The sequence below is a fragment of the Pseudomonas sp. BJa3 genome, assembly GCF_026343815.1.
Taxonomy (GTDB): domain Bacteria; phylum Pseudomonadota; class Gammaproteobacteria; order Pseudomonadales; family Pseudomonadaceae; genus Aquipseudomonas; species Aquipseudomonas soli.
Genome location: NZ_JAOXMC010000023.1, coordinates 69,318 through 86,380 on the forward strand (window position 1 = coordinate 69,318; position 17,063 = coordinate 86,380).

Here is a 17,063-nt window from a genome sequence, read left to right on the forward strand (position 1 = left end):
AAAGGTCAGACCCGGCAGAGCCTGACGCGGATCGACCTGGCCCAGGGGCGGCGCCTGGACGCCGAGCTGCTGGCACGCCTGAACAAACCGGGAATCGCCGGCATGGACAACGTGCTGCTGGTGACGGTGCCGACCTTCAGCGTCGGTGTGCTGCGCATCGATGGTGTCGTGGTCGACCTGCTGCTGGCCGGGCAGCATGGATTCTGGCGCTGCGGCGCCCAGGTAGTGGTGGACACGGTGGATACGCGTCGCCCTGTTTCGGACGTCAACGTCCGGGAGTTGCTCGCCCGTGGCATGGACCAGCACCTGGTGTGCATGGACCTGAGCGAGCATGAGGTCGGGCTGCGCTTCGAGGACGGCAAGCTGGTCGAAGTGCTGCCGCCGGACAGCCGCCGTGCCTACTGGAAAGACCAGGCCAGACACGAGCTGCAACGTCTCGACCTGACCCATGGCCAGTGCCTGGACGCCGAGTTGGTGACCCGCCTGAATCGCCCGGGTATCGCCGGCATGGACCATGTGCTGTTGGCGCTGGTGCCGGCCTTCCATGTCGGCGTGCTGAAGATCGACGGCGTGGTGGCCGGGTTGCTCGAGCCCGGACAGCATGGCTACTGGCGTTGCGGCAGCCAGGTAGCGGTGGAGATGGTCGACACCCGCCTGCAGGCACTGGAGGTGAGCGGCCAGGAGATTCTCACCCGCGACAAGGTCAACCTGCGCCTGAGTCTGGTGGCCAACTGGCGTTATACCGACGTGCTCGGTGCCCATGGGCAGATGAGCAAGCCGGTTGAGCACCTGTACCGCGAGCTGCAGTTCGGCCTGCGTGCGGCGGTGGGCACCCGGACCCTCGATGAGCTGTTGGAGAACAAACAACTGATCGACGACAGCGTTACCGAGCACCTGCAGGCGCAGTTGCCGGGCAGTGGCTTGGAAGTAGGTAGCCTCGGGCTGCGCGACATCATCCTGCCGGGCGAAATGAAAACCCTGCTGGCGCAGGTGGTGGAGGCAGAGAAGGCAGCCCAGGCCAACGTGATCCGGCGGCGTGAGGAAACCCAGGCGACCCGCTCGCTGCTCAACACTGCCAAGGTGATGGAAGGCAACCCGACGGCCCTGCGCCTGAAAGAGCTGGAAACCCTGGAGCGGGTGGCCGAGCGCATCGACCGGATTTCGGTGTTCGGTGGCCTGGATCAGGTATTGAATGGCATGGTCAGCCTCAAGGCGGGTTGACCCTGTGCGACACGACGTAACGCAGCAAGGAACAAGGCAATGAACATACTCGAAGTGGCGGGCGGCAAGCCGATCAAGCTGTGGACCGACGGTGTGCCGGTCGAGGACGACGCTCGCAAGCAACTGATGAACACGGCGAAGATGCCGTTCATCTTCAAGCACCTGGCGGTGATGCCGGACGTGCACCTGGGCAAGGGCTCGACCATCGGCAGCGTGATCCCCACCGTGGGCGCGATCATCCCGGCGGCGGTGGGCGTGGACATCGGCTGCGGCATGATCGCCGCGCGTACCTCGCTGCATGCCCGTGACCTGCCGGACAACTTGCATGGCCTGCGTACAGCCATCGAGAAGGCCGTGCCCCATGGCAAGACCTTCGGCCGTCGCGACCAGGGGGCCTGGGACAACGTGCCGAACCAGGCCGACCAGGTCTGGAGCGGCCTGGCCGGGCGCTTCAAGGCAATCACCGACAAGCATCCGCGCCTGGAGAAGACCAACAACCGCCAACACCTGGGGACACTGGGCGGCGGCAACCACTTCATCGAGGTCTGCCTGGACGAGGCCGACCGCGTCTGGTTCATGCTGCACAGCGGCTCGCGTGGCGTCGGCAACGCAATCGGCAACCTGTTCATCGAACTGGCGCAGGCCGACATGCGTCAGCACATGGTCAACCTGCCGGACCGTGACCTGGCGTATTTCGAGGAAGGCAGCCGGCACTTCGCCGACTATGTCGAGGCGGTGGAGTGGGCGCAGGACTTCGCCCGGCACAACCGCGAACTGATGATGCAGGCGGTGGTCGCCGCCACCCGCAAGGTGCTGGGCAAAGCGTTCGAGGCCAGCCTCGAGGCGGTCAACTGCCACCACAACTATGTGCAGAAAGAGCAGCACTTCGGCCGCGAGGTACTGGTGACCCGCAAGGGCGCGGTGTCGGCGCAGAAGGGCCAGCTGGGCATCATCCCTGGCTCCATGGGCGCGAAGAGTTTCATTGTGCGTGGGTTGGGCAACGAGGAATCGTTCTGCTCGTGCAGCCATGGTGCGGGGCGGGTGATGAGCCGCACCAAGGCCAAGAGCCGCTTTACGGTCGAAGACCAGCAGCGCGCCACTGCCCACGTGGAGTGCCGCAAGGACAAGGATGTGATCGACGAGATCCCGATGGCCTACAAGGATATCGATGCAGTGATGCAGGCCCAGCGTGAGTTGGTCGAAGTGGTGCACACCCTGCGGCAGGTGGTGTGTGTGAAAGGTTGAAGCGGGCGACTGGGCTGCTCTGGAGCAGCTGTTCGAGTGCTCGACCGAGTGTCACAGGCGTATTGCCGACTCAAACGGATTGCGGTATTCATGATGGCGCTTTGATATCTATTTGCTTTCCGGTCAGCCGTTCACGGCCCGACCGTGCCACTCGAACCCCAGCAGTTCACGATTTTCCGCACCCACCCGGTTGATTGAAGTGACACAGGAGTCGTCATGCAGGTAGCGAAAGAGCTCGATCAGGTCACCAACGTGAGTTTCCTCTTTGGCATTGCCAAAGTGCAAGCCGAGGCGCCCCCGGACTATGCCCGTCAACACCTGCTGCGTTACCTCGCACAGTATGGCGAGCAGGACGTGGATGAAGAGCGTCTGCAGCAGATGACCAGGCTGATGTCCGCTATCCCGCTCACCTCGGCCGATACCTTGCCGACGTTGCGCGATTCGGTGCTCAGGCAGCATGCCGCGCGTACTGCCTGTATCCGCCAGGCTGTGGAGCGTCAAACGCCATTGCTGGAAGGCGAAACCTTGCAGGAGGAGAGCTTTGCGTTTCTCGGCAAACCGTACAACGGCTGTCGTGTCCGTTCGGTGGCACTGTTGCGCACTACCAACTACGGGCAGCTGGTGTACCTGTTCAAGGATGTGGTGGTGGGGCAGGATGGCCAGTTGCTGTTCATCGAGGCAGTTGGCCAGGTGAACTCTCCAGCAGCGGATCTGGAACTGAGCTCGACGGATGTCGTTGCAGCGGCATTCGGTGAGCTCGGTGGCAAGCTTGCCTCGTCACTGGCCTCCGCTGTTGGTGGTGCAATTGGCAAGGCACTGTTCGAACAGGCCTTTCCGCCAGGCGTGCCGAGCTACTTCGACCAGGTCTATGTTGAGCTCAAAAGGATTGTCGGTGGTGAATTGCAGCAAAGCCTGATCGATAGCATCGACGGCTCGATCAAGAGCATCCAGCAGCACCTGGAGACCGAATACCTGCCGGCCAAGGAATCACTCGATCTCACGCTGCCGGAAGATCGCCAGCAATTGTACGCGCTTTTGCAGAAGTACGAGACCACTTACCTCTCGGGCCCGGGGGGAATGCTGGGCACGCTGATGAACGAGAAGTACGCCAAGCTCGGTTTCGGCGTGTTCCTGATTGCTGCCGGTGTACAACTTGCGTTGTTCCAGGAGATGGCTTTTGTCGATCCGAAGGGCCTGGGACGCGATGGCACGCTACGCAGCCCGCTGCAGTCCAGTTATGGCCAGCCTGGGACCGGCACAGTGGCCAGGGCCGCGAAGATGTACGCCGATTTCGCCGCCGAGCTGTGGCCGCGGATCATCAAGGACCGTGAAGCGAAGATCAGTCATGATGTGCGCGATATGTGCGCCCCGGGGGATACCGGGGGTACCAGCTGCCACCGCTATGGGTGGCTCGACGATGAACTCGAGCGTAACGTGCTGCTGCCGTGCACCCGGAAAACCAAGGTTACGCTGTACCGCGTCTGCGATGGTGACAAGAGTGGCAAGAATCCCAACCTCGACTTCATGAACGAGCGTTTCGCGAATTACCCGGTGGAGCGTGTAGAGGCGCTGCGCAAGTCGTTGGGTGTGCCGGAAACCATCATCGAGCATTGGAGAAGCCTCATCGAGACGCCGGTCCGGCCAGCGTCCGAGCCCGCTCGCCAGGCCTGATGCGTGAGGCGCGGGCCAAGTGATTGGCCGGCGCCTGCGGGCGGCCCTTGCTGTACATCCCTTCCACCACCCTATGCAGCGAGGCTGCCAGCATCGGGCCGTGTCCCAGCCTCGGGAAGCGTTCATAGCGAGCCTGCGCCAGTGTGCCGGCGAGGCTCTGCCACTATCGTCGGCCGGTGAGGAAAAGCTTGGGGGCATGGGATTGCCTTGATGAGAATTTATTGCAATACGAACACTCCGATTGGCGGCGGTGCCGGGGCAATAGCCAGGTGCTGGCATTTCTTCGCGTTACACGGTATCTGCTGGGGGGCTTGCGGGATGTCAGCGGCTGATGAATATCCCGCCGGCCTCGCTGCGGGTACGCAGCTTATGGCTCTGGGCCAACATGGCCAGGGCCAGGGGCAGGTCGTCGACCGGGAAACTGCCCGAAACCCGCAACTCGGCCAACGCCGGGTCGCAGACCAGGCGCTGGTCGCTGTAGCGCATCAGTTCCTGGGTCCATTGCAACAACGGCATCTCGTCGATTATCAGCAGGCCATTGCGCCAGGCCAGCTGGGCGTCGCGTGCATCCTCCAGTGGATCGAATCGATCACGGCTGAAGCGCAGCTGCGAGCCTGCCTGGACGATGACACCGCCGGCGGCTTCGGGCTGGACCTGTACGGCGCCTTCGTACACCGCGAGCAGGGTCTCCTGGGGAAACTGGCGCACGCTGAAGCGGGTGCCCAACGCCTGCATGAGGCCTTGCCCGGTCCGCACCCGCAAAGGCCGCGACGGGTCCGCCGCGGTGACGATGTATATCTCGCCCCGGCGCAAGTGCAGCAGGCGCTGCTCGGCCGTGAAGCGCACCCTCAGCTCGCTGTGGCTGTTGAGGGAAACCTGGGTGCCGTCGGCCAGCAGCACATCCCGGCGTTCGCCCAAGGCGGTCAAGTACTCGGTGCCACCTTCATTGCGCCGCCATGCCCACCAGCCCAGTGGTGCCGCGCCCAGCAACACCAGCAGGCTGCGCAGCACGGTGCGCCGGCTGCTGTCGGGGCGCACCAGCGTCTGTCGGGCCAGGGTGGGAGGCAGGGTGCCGAGGCGGGTGAGCAGGCGCTGTGCCCGGTTCCAAGCACGTTCGTGCTCGGCGTCGCGGTATCGCCAGTGCTCCAGTTCGAGCTGTTGTGCCGGCGTCAGCGGCCCTTCCTGCATCAACAGCAGCCAGGCGGCGGCCTGGGCGAGAATGGCCTGGGCGATGGGGGGCTGGTCACTCATCGGGCATCTGGCTCAGGCAGGCGACGTAGCCCTCGTGAATATATTTCTTCACCGTCGGCAAGGCGATGTTCAGTGCCTGGGCGATGTCTTTCTGCTTCATGCCGTCCAGTGTTGCCATCAGGAAGGCTTGCCTGACCCGTGGCCGCAGGCTGTCGAGCACGGCATCGATATCGTGCAGGGTCTCGAGAATCACGCTCTGCTGCTCGGGCGACGGATGTTCGACTTCGGGCACCAACGCCAGGGCCTCGAGCCAGGCCTGCTCAAGGGAATGCCGCCGACGCCAGCTGACCAGGACGCAATTGGCGATACGGGCCAGGTAGGCACGTGGCTGGCGCAGGGTATCGGGCTGGGTGGTGTCCCGGCTGGCCAGCACGCGCACGAAAATGTCCTGGGCCAGGTCATCGGCCACGCCACGCCCCCAGGAGCGCAAGCGATACGCCAGCCAGCCGCGCAACCAGGCGTGGTGTTCGACGTACAGCGCGGTCACGGCGCAGTGCTGGATGTGCCGTGGTGGGTTCTTGAAGAGGGTCATGGGCAGCGGGGTCAAGGGCGTAAATGCAAACAATTATCACTAGATTTGGCTAAATCACAAGATCAAGTGAAAATGCGAATCGCACGCATATACCTTTTTCGCTGTCGTGCGACAGAAGGGGTGCAAGCCCGCATCGAGTGCCGGGCACTGACCTCACGAGCGAGAAAAACATGCCCGCCAGCTATCGGCTTCCCCCTGTTTCGCGCCCATCGCAACGCTTGTCCCCGATCAGCTTCGCCGTACGGTGCGCGGTGCTCGGCTGTTTGCTGGGCTCTGGCGCAAGCCTGGCCCAGGCTTCCCCGGCGGCAACCGAGAACAGCCGACCCGACGACGCCACGCGCCGCGACTACGATATCGCCCAGGGGCCGCTGGGCACCTCGCTGGGCGTGTTCGCCAAGCAATCGGGGCTGTTGCTGTCCTACGATCCCGACCTGACCCGCGGCCGCGCCGCGCCAGCGCTCAAGGGCCGCTACACCGTGCAGGAGGGCGCCCGGCGCCTGCTGGCCAATACCGGCCTGCAACTGCTGCCCACCTCACGGGGGGCATACATCCTCATCCCGCAGGCCCAGGCCCAGGCCCAGGCATCGGCGACGGCAACCGAGCTGACACCGACCGTGGTCGCCTCCAGCGAAATGGTCGACCCGCAGCGTGACACCTACCGCGCGCCGCGTTCGACGGTGCACCTGTCGCGTGAAGACCTCGACCGCTTCAGCACCGTGTCGGTGGGCGACATGCTCAAGGGCGTGGCCGGCGTGCAGGTGGGCGACAGCCGCAACGGCGGCGCACTGGACGTCAACATTCGCGGCATCCAGGGGCAGAGCCGGGTGGCGGTCAGGGTCGATGGCTCGGAGCAGGCGGTGGATGTCTACCGGGGCTACGGCGGCACCCAGCAGCGCAGCTACATCGACCCCGACCTGATCAGCAGCGTCACCGTGAACAAGGGCCCCAGTACCCGATCGGGGGCTATTGGCGGCTCGGTGGAGATGAAGACCATCGGCGTGGATGACATCCTGGTCGATGGCAAGGACGTCGGCGTGCGCCTGACCGGCAACCTGTGGAACAACGGCGTCGAACCCGAGCACCGCAACCGCCATTCCCGCGACGAGGACCTGAGTGCGGCACCGCGTGATGAGCGCAGCAGCCTGTTCGGCTCCAAGGCCGAGTCCGGCAGCGCCGCCTTCGCCTATTCCCACGAGCGCTTCGACCTGATGGCGGCCTATGCGCACCGCAACCAGGGCAACTACTTCTCCGGCAAGAAGGGCCAGGACCGCTACCGCCTCTATGATCGCTGGGGCGAGGAGCAGGCCAGTGTCGCCAACACCTACAATGCCGGCGAGGAAGTGCTCAACTCGTCGTTCGAGACCGACTCCTACCTGCTCAAGACCACCTGGCGGCTGGCCGACGACCACACCCTGGAGCTCGGCTACCGGCGCTTCGACGGGCACATGGGCGAGATCATGCCGTCGGACATCTTCCGCTACGGCACCGCCGGCATCTACCAGTACCCCACCAGCGAAATCGAGATCGACACCTACACCGCGCGCTATCACTACCTGCCCGAGGGCAATCCGTGGGTGGACCTCACCAGCAACCTGTGGATGACCGACTCGAAGACCAGCACCTTGAGCGCGGCCTGGATGGCGCCCAAGTCGCAGCTGTTCCGCACCGACCGCGCCTGGTCGCGCCAGGACAACCGCCGCATCGGCGGCGACCTGAGCAACGTGTCGCGCTTCACCACCGCCCATGGCGATTTCAAGCTCGACTTGGGCGGTGCCTTCCAGCTCGAGGACCTGCAGCCGCAGAAAAGCGTCGTGGCCACCCAGCACGACATCAACGCCAACCGCATGTTGCGCGATGCCTCGCGTCAGGAGTTCAGCTTCAACGGCAACCTGGAGTACAAGCCTGTCGAGACGGTGACGCTGTGGGGCGGCGGCCGCTATGCCCACTACCGAACCAAGGACAACACGGTGCTGGCCGAGGCGCGCCGCGAGGAGCGCGAAATGCGCTGGATCACCGCCAGCAGCCCGGGGCACTGGGGCAGCATGATATGGTTCCCGGACCAGAACGGCCAGTACACCGACGCCACCGACCCGCGCCTGAACAACGGCATTGTCTTCGAAAACAGCAACGAGCCGTTCAATGGCGTGCCGTTCAATGAGTCCGGCGCGACCAATGTGGTTGTCCATCCTGAAGGTGTAAACCGAGTGGTCACCGGCTATGACTACACCCCACAGGGCAAGAGCAGCGGCGGTGGTTTCTCGCCGGCCTTCGGCATCAATGTCGAGTTCCTCCCCGACACTTTCGTGTACGCGTCCTACACCCAGGGCCTGCGCCTGCCTTCGCTGTTCGAGACCAGCCAGGGTACCCAGCAGGTCACCCCGGGCAAGCACCTCAAGCCCGAGCGCTCACGCAGCTGGGAAGTGGGCGTGAGTGCCTTGCGCAGCGACCTGCTGACCGCGGGTGACGAGGCGTCGGCCAAGCTGGCCTGGTTCGACAACGACATCAAGAACTACATCACCCGCTACTATGACCCAAGCCCGGGGCTGTGGGGGCAAATGACCTTCAGCAACACCGACAGCTTCCACACCCGCGGCCTGGAGTTGCAGTCGCACTACGATGCCGGACGGGTGTTCGCCGACCTGTCGGCCACCTACTACCTGATGACCGAGACCTGCGACGCGGCCTTTGCCGGCAAGCTGCGCGCCAGCGCCAATCAGTACCAACGTACCCACGACACCCCGGACTGCACGCCGGGCAGCTACATGGGCTCATACACCAACACGCAGAACCCGCCACGCTTCTCGGCCAATCTGCTCACCGGCTTGCGCTTCTTCGACGAGGCGCTGACCGTGGGCGGGCGCATGACCTATACCTCGGGGCCCACCGCGCAGATGGACAAGCCCTGGCAGACCGGCGCCACCACACCGCAGATCGACTATCGCTCGGTGGCGCTGTTCGACCTGTTCCTCAAGTACAAGGTGCTGGAGCACACCGAACTGAACGTGTCGGTGCAGAACCTGACGGACCGCTACTACCTGGATCCGCTGGCGCAGAGCTTCATGCCGGCACCTGGACGGACTTGGCGGGTGGGGATGGTGGCGCGATTCTGAGGGGTGCCTTGCTTGTCGACAGGCATTAAAAAGCCGGCTTGTGGCCGGCTTCTCGGGGACGGTCTTGGCTCATTTTTGATAAGCCGCAACCGCCTTAAACGGTTGGCAACATGGCCGGAAAAAGATGGCGGACGGCTGTGTGAGGCGTCGCCAGGCCCTCTGGAATGCGGCTTGCACCATCAGGGGGCATGATGTGCCGCGTAGCATACCCGTGTGCGGGGTCCCTGCCCAGCAAAAAGTGGTGCGAGGTGTTTCAGCCCGGACGCATAGGGCGCAGGCATGACCACCAGAACACCCAGCCGAGGATTTCCAGCTTCTGCACGCGACGTTGATAGGCTGTGTAGCGTTCGCTGGGGTGGTTGAGGCGGTCATGGCTGTGCAGGCACAGCGTGCCGTTGTGGCCAACGGAGAGACGCTGCACTCGCAGACGGCCATTGTGCAGCAGCGCATAGCACTCGCCCTCCACGACCCGGGTAAAGCCGCAGTCGATAGCCAACAGGGCGCCTTGGGGCAGCAGGGGGGCCATGCTGTTGCATGGCATGCCGAGGCAGATGGCGTTTGCCGTTGTGACCTCCAGGGCCTCCAGGGCCCGGCGGGGGACCGGCTGGTAGTGCCCGGGCAGAACTTGCAGACGGCCCTGCTCCAGGTGATGCAGGGGCAAATGCGCCATGTCCGTGTCCAAGGCCAGCAGTGGCGGCGGCAAGGGACTGGCAGAACAGGTGGATCGGACGGGGCGAAGCGGGGTCGGATGCTTCGGGCCTTCGCCACTGCGCAGCCAGCGCATGCGGACGCAGAACAGATCGGCTATCTCCTCGAGTCGGGCTTGGGGCACGCCGCGTTTGAACCAGTTGTTGACGTGCTGCGGCGTGATCTTGCGCTGGGCGGCAAAGTCTGAAGGGGTCAGGTTGCACTCCAAAAGGAGGGCTTTGAGACGGTCGCCGGATGTTTTCATGACAGCGAGTCTATAGTTCCTTGAAGTGCGTGGAAATCAACCCGATGTCGAAGTGATCTGTAGGAAACGTGTTGAATTGTAGGGTGCGCCTTAGGATTGCGTAGGATAAGTCGATAGGCCGCCAGGCTGCGGCGAATGTCCATAAAAAAACCCTGCCGGAGCAGGGTTTTCTTCGTGTCAGGTTCAGCCCTTGTAGGCTGCGACCGATTTGGTGATCGCGGCGCGGGCGGCGTCTGCGCCTTCCCAGCCTTCGATCTTGACCCACTTGCCCTTCTCGAGATCCTTGTAGTTCGCGAAGAAGTGCTCGATCTGCTGGATCAGCAGGGCAGGCAGGTCGGTGTATTCCTTCACGTCGACATACAGCTGCGACAGCTTGTCGTGAGGAACGGCGATGACCTTGGCGTCGCCGCCACCGTCGTCGGTCATGTTCAGCACGCCAACGGGACGGGCGCGGATCACCGAGCCTGGGGCGACCGGGTACGGGGTCACGACCAGCACGTCCAGCGGATCACCGTCGTCGGCCAGGGTGTTGGGGATGAAGCCGTAGTTGGCCGGGTAGAACATAGGGGTGGCCATGAAACGGTCGACGAACAGGGTGTCGCTGTCCTTGTCGATCTCGTATTTGATCGGCGCGTGGTTGGCCGGGATCTCGATGGCGACGTAGATGTCGTTCGGCAGGTCTTTGCCGGCTGGAATCTTGCTGTAGCTCATTGGGCAATGCCCCCGTGTTTGATCAAAAAAGTGGCGGCGATTATAGGCACATTCCCACAGTGGGTGCCACGCCCGGCCTGATGTGCGGCTTTCAGCCGTGGCTGGCGCGGTAGTCCGGGTGCTCGGCCTGCAGACGTGCCAGGCGGCCCAGCGGATCCTGGCGGTAGAACAGCGACAGCTGCTGGTAGACCTTCGGGTAGGCCTCATGCAGCAGGTCGGGTGCGCTGAAGAAGTATTCGCTGGTGACGGCGAAGAACTCGGCCGGGTTTTCCGCGGCATAGGGGTCGATGGCCGTCTCGGCGTCGGGGTTGGCGTCGAGCTGGCGGTTCAGGTCGTCGTAGGCCTGCTGCATGGCCTGGGCCCAGTCCTCCACGCGCATGCCGCTGTGCAAGGGCGGCAGGCCGTTGGCATCGCCGTTGAGCATGTCCAGCTTGTGCGCCAGTTCGTGGATGACCAGGTTGTAGGCTTCCCAGCCGCCGCTGCTCAGGACGCCGGGCCAGGCGAGGATCACCGGTCCCTGCTGCCAGGCTTCGCCGCTGTGCTCGGCGTCCCAGGCATGCTCGACCCCGCTGCTGTCGCGGTGGCGCTGAGGGCTCTTGAAGTCGTCGGGGTAGAGGATGATCTCGTGGAAGCCCTGGTACCAGTTCAGCTCGCCCAGGTGCAGCAGCGGCAACTGGGCCTGGGCGGCGAGGAACAGGCGCTGCTCGTCGTCCAGCTCGACGCCGGGCAGGGTGGTCAGGTGCTTGTCGTGCAGGAACAGCACGCAGGCGTCACGCAACCAGCGGTCTTCTTCGTCGCTGATGCCGTCGAGCAGCGGCAGGCGATCACGGATCACCTGCCACAGCTGTGGATCGACCGGATAGCGGGCCAGGGTGCGCCGGCGCCGCCAGGCGCTGAACGACCACATGCCCAGGTCAGTGGGCCTTGGCCGTGCGACCGAAACGGCCGCGCAGCAGTCCAAGGATCATCGGTATCAGCGACAGCAGGATGATCGCCACCACCATCAGCGACAGGTGCTGCTTGATGAACGGCACGTTGCCGAAGAAGTAGCCCAGGGTCACCAGGCCGCCCACCCACAGCAGCGAGCCGGCTACGCTGAAGGCCAGGAAGCGCGGGTAGTGCATGTGGGCGATACCGGCGACGAACGGCGCGAAGGTACGCAGGATCGGCAGGAAGCGCGCCAGGGTGACGGTCTTGCCGCCATGGCGCTCGTAGAACTCGTGGGTGCGCTGCAGGTAGTCCTTGCGGAAGATCTTCGAGTTGGGGTTGCGGAACAGGCGTTCGCCCGCCGTGCGCCCGATCACGTAGTTGGTGCTGTCGCCGAGGATTGCCGCGGCCATCAGCAGGCCGGCCAGCAGTACCGGGTCCATCCCGCCACCGGCGGCCACGGCGCCGGCGATGAACAGCAGCGAGTCACCCGGCAGGAACGGCATGACCACCAGGCCGGTCTCGCAGAAGATCACGGCGAAGAGGATGGCGTAGATCCAGGGACCGTAGTTGTTGACCAGCAGATCGAGGTAGGCATCGAGATGCAGGATGAGGTCCAGCGGGTTGAAATCCATGTACAGCACCTGTGTTCTTGACCCGCTTCTACGGGCACGCGATGACGGACAGTGCCATGGTTGGGGAGGTTTACCGGTTGTGCCGGTAACTTTTCGCACATGACAGGAGGGGGATTATACGGCGAAGTCCGGATTGTGCCCGGAGAGTTTGTAGCGGGGGGTTACGACAATATGGGGGCATACGGTTTCGTGGGAGCGGGCTTGCCCTGCGATAGGGGCGTCCTGGCAATCGCGGGGCAAACCCGCTCCCACACTGCACGATATGCCGACGTATCGATCAGGCTCTGTGCGAAATTTTCCGTACGGACTTCAATCCTGGCTGATCGGCAGGATGTAGTTCTCGAACTCGGTGTCCTTGCGAAAGCCCATGGATTCATAGGTCTTGCGCGCCACCTCGTTGTCGCTGCTGGTGGACACGCGCATGCGCACGGCGTTGGATTTCTTGGCCATCTTCTTGGCCTCGCGCATCAGGTTGTCGGCCACCAGCATGCGCCGCGAGTCTTCGGCCACATAGATATCGTTGAGGATCCACACGCGCTTGAGCGACAGCGACGAGAAGCTCGGGTAGAGCTGGCAGAAGCCCATCAGGCGGTCATCGCCATCATCCGGCAGGGCCAGGTAGATGATCGATTCCTTGCGCTTGAGGCGTTTTTCGAGAAAGGCCCGCGAACTGTCCGGGTAAGGCAGTTGCCCATAGAACTCGCGGTATTTCACGAACAATGGGGTGAGCAGGTCAAGGTGTTCCAAGGTTGCCTGGATGATGCGCATGGGCGGGCCTCTGAGTCCATTGGGAATATGGCGGATTGCCAGCAGCGTCCACTGGCATGCTGCCTAAAGCAGGCTAGAAGCGCAATCCGCCTTCGGTGACATGTTTTTTACCCTTCACCGAGCAGGAAGTTTCCGCTTTTCCCGGCAGAATCTTCGCTGTCGATACTATGGACCTCGGCTTCGTCCTTCAGATTCACCCCCGACAGCTGGCGCCTGCAGGCCTCGCGCATCAGGTACAGCAGGCGATGAGCGGCCATGCCGTAGCTCAGGCCTTCGAGGCGCACATTGGAGATGCAGTTGCGGTAGGCGTCGGTCAGGCCGACCTTCGGCGCGTAGGTGAAGTACAGGCCCAGGCTGTCGGGTGAACTCAGGCCTGGGCGTTCGCCGATCAGCATCACCGTCATGCGTGCGCCGAGCAGCTCACCCACTTCGTCGGCCACCGCGACCCGGCCTTGCTCCACCAGGATTACCGGGGCGCTGCTCCAGCCATCGGCGGCGGCCTGTTCCTCGAAGCGGCTCAGGAAGGGCAGGGTGTGGCGGTGCACGGCCAGCGCCGACAGGCCATCGGCAACAACGATGGCCAGGTCGACGCCGCCAGGGTTGGCCTGGGCGTGCTCGCGCAGACACTGGGCCGAGCCCTCGTGCAGGCGTCGGCCCAGGTCCGGGCGTTGCAGATACTGGTGGCGGTCGCTGGCGGCGCTGTGCAGCAGCATGCTGTCGCGCCCGTGCTCGCTGAGTTGCTGGCGCAGGCCGACGTGGTCGAAGGGCAGGTGCACGGCGTCGCGGGCCTGGGCATGGGCGAACTGAAAGTCCAGTTGGGCGCCGGTCGGCAGGCTGATGCCGGTGCGGCCCAGGGCGATGCGTGCCGGCGTCAGGTTGCGCAGGGCCAGCCAGGGGTTGTCGGGGGTGGGGGTGTGTCGTTCCATGCTCACCTCTAGGCCAGCTGTGCCAGGGCCTGGCGGAAGGCCGCCGGCAGGTTGTCGCCGAAGCGGATACGGCCATCGGCCTGGGTGAAGATACCGGTACGTTCCAGCCACGCCTCGAATTCCGGCCCGGGCTTGAGGCCCAGGGTCTGGCGGGCATAGAGCGCGTCGTGGAACGAGGTGGTCTGGTAGTTGAGCATGATGTCGTCGGAGCCGGGGATGCCCATGATGAAGTTGATCCCGGCCACGCCCAGCAGGGTCAGCAGGGTGTCCATGTCGTCCTGGTCGGCTTCGGCGTGGTTGGTGTAGCAGATGTCGCAGCCCATCGGCACGCCCAGCAGCTTGCCGCAGAAGTGGTCCTCGAGGCCGGCGCGGATGATCTGCTTGCCGTTGTACAGGTACTCCGGGCCGATGAAACCGACCACGGTGTTGACCAGGAACGGCTTGAAGTGCCGGGCCACCGCATAGGCGCGGGTTTCGCAGGTCTGCTGGTCGACGCCGTGGTGGGCGTTGGCCGACAGGGCGCTGCCCTGGCCGGTCTCGAAGTACATCAGGTTCTGCCCGACCGTGCCGCGCTTGAGTGACAGGCCGGCCTCGTAGCCCTCCTGCAACACGTTGAGGTTGATGCCGAAGCCGGCGTTGGCCGCTTCGGTGCCGGCAATGGACTGGAACACCAGGTCCAGCGGCACGCCGCGGTTGATCGCCTCGATCGAGGTGGTGACGTGGGTCAGCACGCAGGACTGGGTGGGGATGTCGTAACGCTGGATGATCGCATCGAGCATTTCCAGCAGCGCGCAGATCGAGGCGATGCTGTCGGTGGCCGGGTTGATGCCGATCATCGCATCACCGTTGCCGTACAGCAGGCCGTCGAGAATGCTCGCGGCGATACCGGCCGGCTCGTCGGTGGGGTGGTTGGGCTGCAGGCGCGTCGACAGCCGCCCGCGCAGCCCCATGGTGCCGCGGAACGCGGTGACCACGCGGATCTTCTGCGCCACCAGCACCAGATCCTGCACGCGCATGATCTTCGACACTGCGGCGGCCATTTCCGGCGTCAAGCCGGGGGCCAGGGCCCTGAGGCTGTGTTCGTCGGCCTGGTCGCTGAGCAGCCAGTCGCGCAAGCCGCCGACGGTCAGGTGGCTGACCGCGGCGAAGGCCGCGGCATCGTGGGTGTCGATGATCAGGCGGGTGACTTCGTCCTGTTCGTAGGGGATCAGCGCTTCGCTGAGAAAGTGCTTGAGCGGGATGTTGGCCAAGGCCATCTGCGCGGCCACCCGCTCGCCGTCGTTGCTGGCGGCGACGCCGGCCAGGTAGTCCCCCGAGCGTGCCGGGCTGGCCTTGGCCATCACCTCCTTGAGGCTGTCGAAGCGGTAGACCTGGTGGCCCACGGTATGCGTGAAACTTGCCATACAGAATCTCCAGGGCGCCGCAGGGCTGGCCTGCGGCGCAAGTCGGCAATCAGTGCAGGGCCTCTTCGGCCTTCTGGATCGCGGCGAATTCCTCTTCCGGTGTACCGGCCACCAGGTGGTGGCGGCTGTAGAACGCAAAGTAGGCAATTAATACTGCATAGATCACCGCGGCGCCAATCACCACCCGCGGATCGACCAGGAAGCCGGCGACCACGGCGATACAGGCCAGTACCAGGGCCACGCTCGAGGTAAAGATGCCGCCGGGGGTGCGGTACGGACGCTCCATTTTCGGGCGGCGGATACGCAGGGTGATGTGCGCGGCCATCATCAGCACGTAGGACAGCGTGGCGCCGAACACCGCCACCAGGATCAGCAGGTCGCCCTGGCCGGTCAGCGACAGGGCGAAGCCGATGAGCCCGGGGATCACCAGGGCCAGTACCGGGGCCTTGCTCTTGTTGGTCTCGGACAGTTTGCGTGGCAGGTAGCCGGCGCGGGAAAGCGCGAAGATCTGCCGCGAATAGGCATAGATGATCGAGAAGAAGCTGGCGATCAGGCCGGCCAGGCCCACCAGGTTGACGAAGCCGCCCATCCAGGTCGAACCGCCGTAGGCCTTCGACAGCGCCTCGACCAGCGGGTTGCCTGAGGCCTTGAGGGCTTCGGAACCGGCGCCACCGGGGCCGACCACCAGGATCAACAAGGCGAAGGCCAGCAGCACCAACATCGCGCCGATCAGGCCACGGGGCAGGTCACGCTTCGGGTTCTTGGTCTCTTCGGCGGCCAGTGGTACGCCTTCGACCGCGAGGAAGAACCAGATCGCGTAGGGGATCGCCGCCCAGACACCGACATAGCCGAAAGGCAGGAAGCTGCTGGCGCCGACGGCGTCGGTCTTGGCGATGTCGAACAGGTTCGCTGCATCGAAATGCGGCACCATGCCGATCAGGAACACGGCCAGGGCGATGGCGGCAACCGCGGTGATGATGAACATCAGCTTCAGCGCCTCGCCGACGCCGAAGATGTGGATGCCGATGAACACGATGTAGAAGGCCAGGTAGATCATCCAGCCGCCGATGCCGAACAGCGACTGGCAGTAGGCACCGATGAACACGGCGATGGCTGCGGGCGCGATGGCGTACTCGATGAGGATCGCCGTGCCGGTGAGGAAGCCGCCCCAGGGGCCGAAGGCGCTGCGGGCGAAGCCGTAGCCGCCGCCGGCGGTGGGGATCATCGACGACAGTTCCGCCAGGGAGAAGCACATGCACAGGTACATGGTGGCCATCAGCAGGGTGGCGAGGAACATGCCGCCCCAGCCGCCCTGGGCCAGGCCGAAGTTCCAGCCGGCGTAGTCGCCGGAGATCACGTAGGCCACGCCCAGGCCCACCAGCAGCACCCAGCCGGCGGCACCTTTTTTCAGTTCACGTTGCTGGAAATACTCGGAATTGACCTTTTCGAAGTCGACGGAGGAGCTTGCCGGCGCGCCGGCGGAATGATCGCTTGGCATGGATTCACCTGTTTTTCTTCTTGGTGGCCGGAAGGGTTCCGGGCCGATGGTGATAGGTACTGCAGGAAGCGAGCCAGAGCGGTTGCTGCACGACAACCGCGCTTGGTTGATCGGCCTCATCGCGGGGCAAGCCCGCGCCCCCCGGGGCGCGGGCGTGGCCCGCGCAGATTAGGGCGTAGAAGAAACCCCGCGGGTTTATTTCTGAGATCACCA

Annotated in this window: 13 protein-coding genes and 1 pseudogene; 4 read left to right on the top strand and 10 right to left on the bottom strand. The window is 64.3% G+C overall.

Features of this window, described 5'->3' with window-relative positions:
• Positions 1–312 precede the first annotated feature (312 nt).
• The 3 genes and pseudogenes from OH705_RS23660 to OH705_RS23670 all read left to right on the top strand — a co-directional run.
• Positions 313–1,221: pseudogene (locus OH705_RS23660) on the top strand (slipin family protein); the annotation flags it as partial.
• Between the two features lie 39 nt (positions 1,222–1,260).
• A complete protein-coding gene (locus OH705_RS23665) occupies positions 1,261–2,466 on the top strand; it encodes an RtcB family protein (RefSeq protein WP_038707268.1) in 1,206 nt (401 codons plus the stop codon).
• Positions 2,467–2,682: 216 nt separating this feature from the next.
• Positions 2,683–4,137, top strand: coding sequence for a hypothetical protein (locus OH705_RS23670; protein WP_267303098.1), 1,455 nt, complete (start codon positions 2,683–2,685; stop codon positions 4,135–4,137).
• A 321-nt stretch (positions 4,138–4,458) separates the two neighbouring features.
• Here OH705_RS23670 and OH705_RS23675 read toward each other — a convergent pair whose 3' ends face one another.
• A complete protein-coding gene (locus OH705_RS23675) occupies positions 4,459–5,388 on the bottom strand; it encodes a FecR domain-containing protein (RefSeq protein WP_110605246.1) in 930 nt (309 codons plus the stop codon).
• Positions 5,381–5,920: a sigma-70 family RNA polymerase sigma factor gene (locus tag OH705_RS23680; RefSeq protein ID WP_267303099.1), complete on the bottom strand. Its 540-nt coding sequence runs from the start codon at positions 5,918–5,920 to the stop codon at positions 5,381–5,383. Before OH705_RS23680 ends, OH705_RS23675 begins: the two co-directional genes overlap by 8 nt.
• Before the next feature lie 170 nt (positions 5,921–6,090).
• Here OH705_RS23680 and OH705_RS23685 point away from each other — a divergent pair, with 170 nt between their 5' ends.
• Positions 6,091–9,030, top strand: a complete 2,940-nt coding sequence (locus OH705_RS23685; protein WP_267303100.1) for a TonB-dependent receptor — start codon at positions 6,091–6,093, stop codon at positions 9,028–9,030.
• 253 nt (positions 9,031–9,283) lie between these two features.
• Here OH705_RS23685 and OH705_RS23690 read toward each other — a convergent pair whose 3' ends face one another.
• The 8 genes from OH705_RS23690 to eat form a co-directional block, all read right to left on the bottom strand.
• Positions 9,284–9,982 carry a LexA family transcriptional regulator gene (locus tag OH705_RS23690; protein WP_267303101.1) on the bottom strand — a complete coding sequence of 233 codons (699 nt, stop codon included), beginning with the start codon at positions 9,980–9,982 and terminating at the stop codon, positions 9,284–9,286.
• A gap of 183 nt (positions 9,983–10,165) precedes the next feature.
• Positions 10,166–10,693, bottom strand: a complete 528-nt coding sequence (gene ppa, locus OH705_RS23695; protein WP_003255365.1) for an inorganic diphosphatase — start codon at positions 10,691–10,693, stop codon at positions 10,166–10,168.
• A gap of 91 nt (positions 10,694–10,784) precedes the next feature.
• Positions 10,785–11,600: a zinc-dependent peptidase gene (locus OH705_RS23700; protein ID WP_094012297.1), complete on the bottom strand. Its 816-nt coding sequence runs from the start codon at positions 11,598–11,600 to the stop codon at positions 10,785–10,787.
• 7 nt (positions 11,601–11,607) lie between these two features.
• On the bottom strand, positions 11,608–12,255 hold the full coding sequence (locus tag OH705_RS23705) for a DedA family protein (protein ID WP_023629651.1): 648 nt from the start codon (positions 12,253–12,255) through the stop codon (positions 11,608–11,610).
• Between the two features lie 309 nt (positions 12,256–12,564).
• Entirely contained in the window at positions 12,565–13,023 is a 459-nt protein-coding gene (locus OH705_RS23710) for a GNAT family N-acetyltransferase (RefSeq protein WP_023629652.1), read from the bottom strand.
• Between the two features lie 107 nt (positions 13,024–13,130).
• The gene (gene eutC / locus OH705_RS23715) at positions 13,131–13,949 is read right to left on the bottom strand and encodes an ethanolamine ammonia-lyase subunit EutC (protein WP_267303102.1); all 819 of its coding nucleotides are present in this window, start codon (positions 13,947–13,949) and stop codon (positions 13,131–13,133) included.
• Between the two features lie 8 nt (positions 13,950–13,957).
• Positions 13,958–15,352: an ethanolamine ammonia-lyase subunit EutB gene (locus OH705_RS23720; RefSeq protein ID WP_038707272.1), complete on the bottom strand. Its 1,395-nt coding sequence runs from the start codon at positions 15,350–15,352 to the stop codon at positions 13,958–13,960.
• Positions 15,353–15,401: 49 nt separating this feature from the next.
• Positions 15,402–16,850, bottom strand: a complete 1,449-nt coding sequence (eat, locus tag OH705_RS23725) for an ethanolamine permease (RefSeq protein ID WP_267303103.1) — start codon at positions 16,848–16,850, stop codon at positions 15,402–15,404.
• Positions 16,851–17,063: the final 213 nt, after the last annotated feature.

Coding starts and splice junctions, on each gene's coding strand:
- OH705_RS23665 (WP_038707268.1), top strand. CDS start 1,261: ATGAACATACTCGAAGTGGCGGGCGGCAAGCCGATCAAGCTGTGGACC.
- OH705_RS23670 (WP_267303098.1), top strand. CDS start 2,683: ATGCAGGTAGCGAAAGAGCTCGATCAGGTCACCAACGTGAGTTTCCTC.
- OH705_RS23675 (WP_110605246.1), bottom strand. CDS start 5,388: ATGAGTGACCAGCCCCCCATCGCCCAGGCCATTCTCGCCCAGGCCGCC.
- OH705_RS23680 (WP_267303099.1), bottom strand. CDS start 5,920: ATGACCCTCTTCAAGAACCCACCACGGCACATCCAGCACTGCGCCGTG.
- OH705_RS23685 (WP_267303100.1), top strand. CDS start 6,091: ATGCCCGCCAGCTATCGGCTTCCCCCTGTTTCGCGCCCATCGCAACGC.
- OH705_RS23690 (WP_267303101.1), bottom strand. CDS start 9,982: ATGAAAACATCCGGCGACCGTCTCAAAGCCCTCCTTTTGGAGTGCAAC.
- ppa (WP_003255365.1), bottom strand. CDS start 10,693: ATGAGCTACAGCAAGATTCCAGCCGGCAAAGACCTGCCGAACGACATC.
- OH705_RS23700 (WP_094012297.1), bottom strand. CDS start 11,600: ATGTGGTCGTTCAGCGCCTGGCGGCGCCGGCGCACCCTGGCCCGCTAT.
- OH705_RS23705 (WP_023629651.1), bottom strand. CDS start 12,255: ATGGATTTCAACCCGCTGGACCTCATCCTGCATCTCGATGCCTACCTC.
- OH705_RS23710 (WP_023629652.1), bottom strand. CDS start 13,023: ATGCGCATCATCCAGGCAACCTTGGAACACCTTGACCTGCTCACCCCA.
- eutC (WP_267303102.1), bottom strand. CDS start 13,949: ATGGAACGACACACCCCCACCCCCGACAACCCCTGGCTGGCCCTGCGC.
- OH705_RS23720 (WP_038707272.1), bottom strand. CDS start 15,352: ATGGCAAGTTTCACGCATACCGTGGGCCACCAGGTCTACCGCTTCGAC.
- eat (WP_267303103.1), bottom strand. CDS start 16,850: ATGCCAAGCGATCATTCCGCCGGCGCGCCGGCAAGCTCCTCCGTCGAC.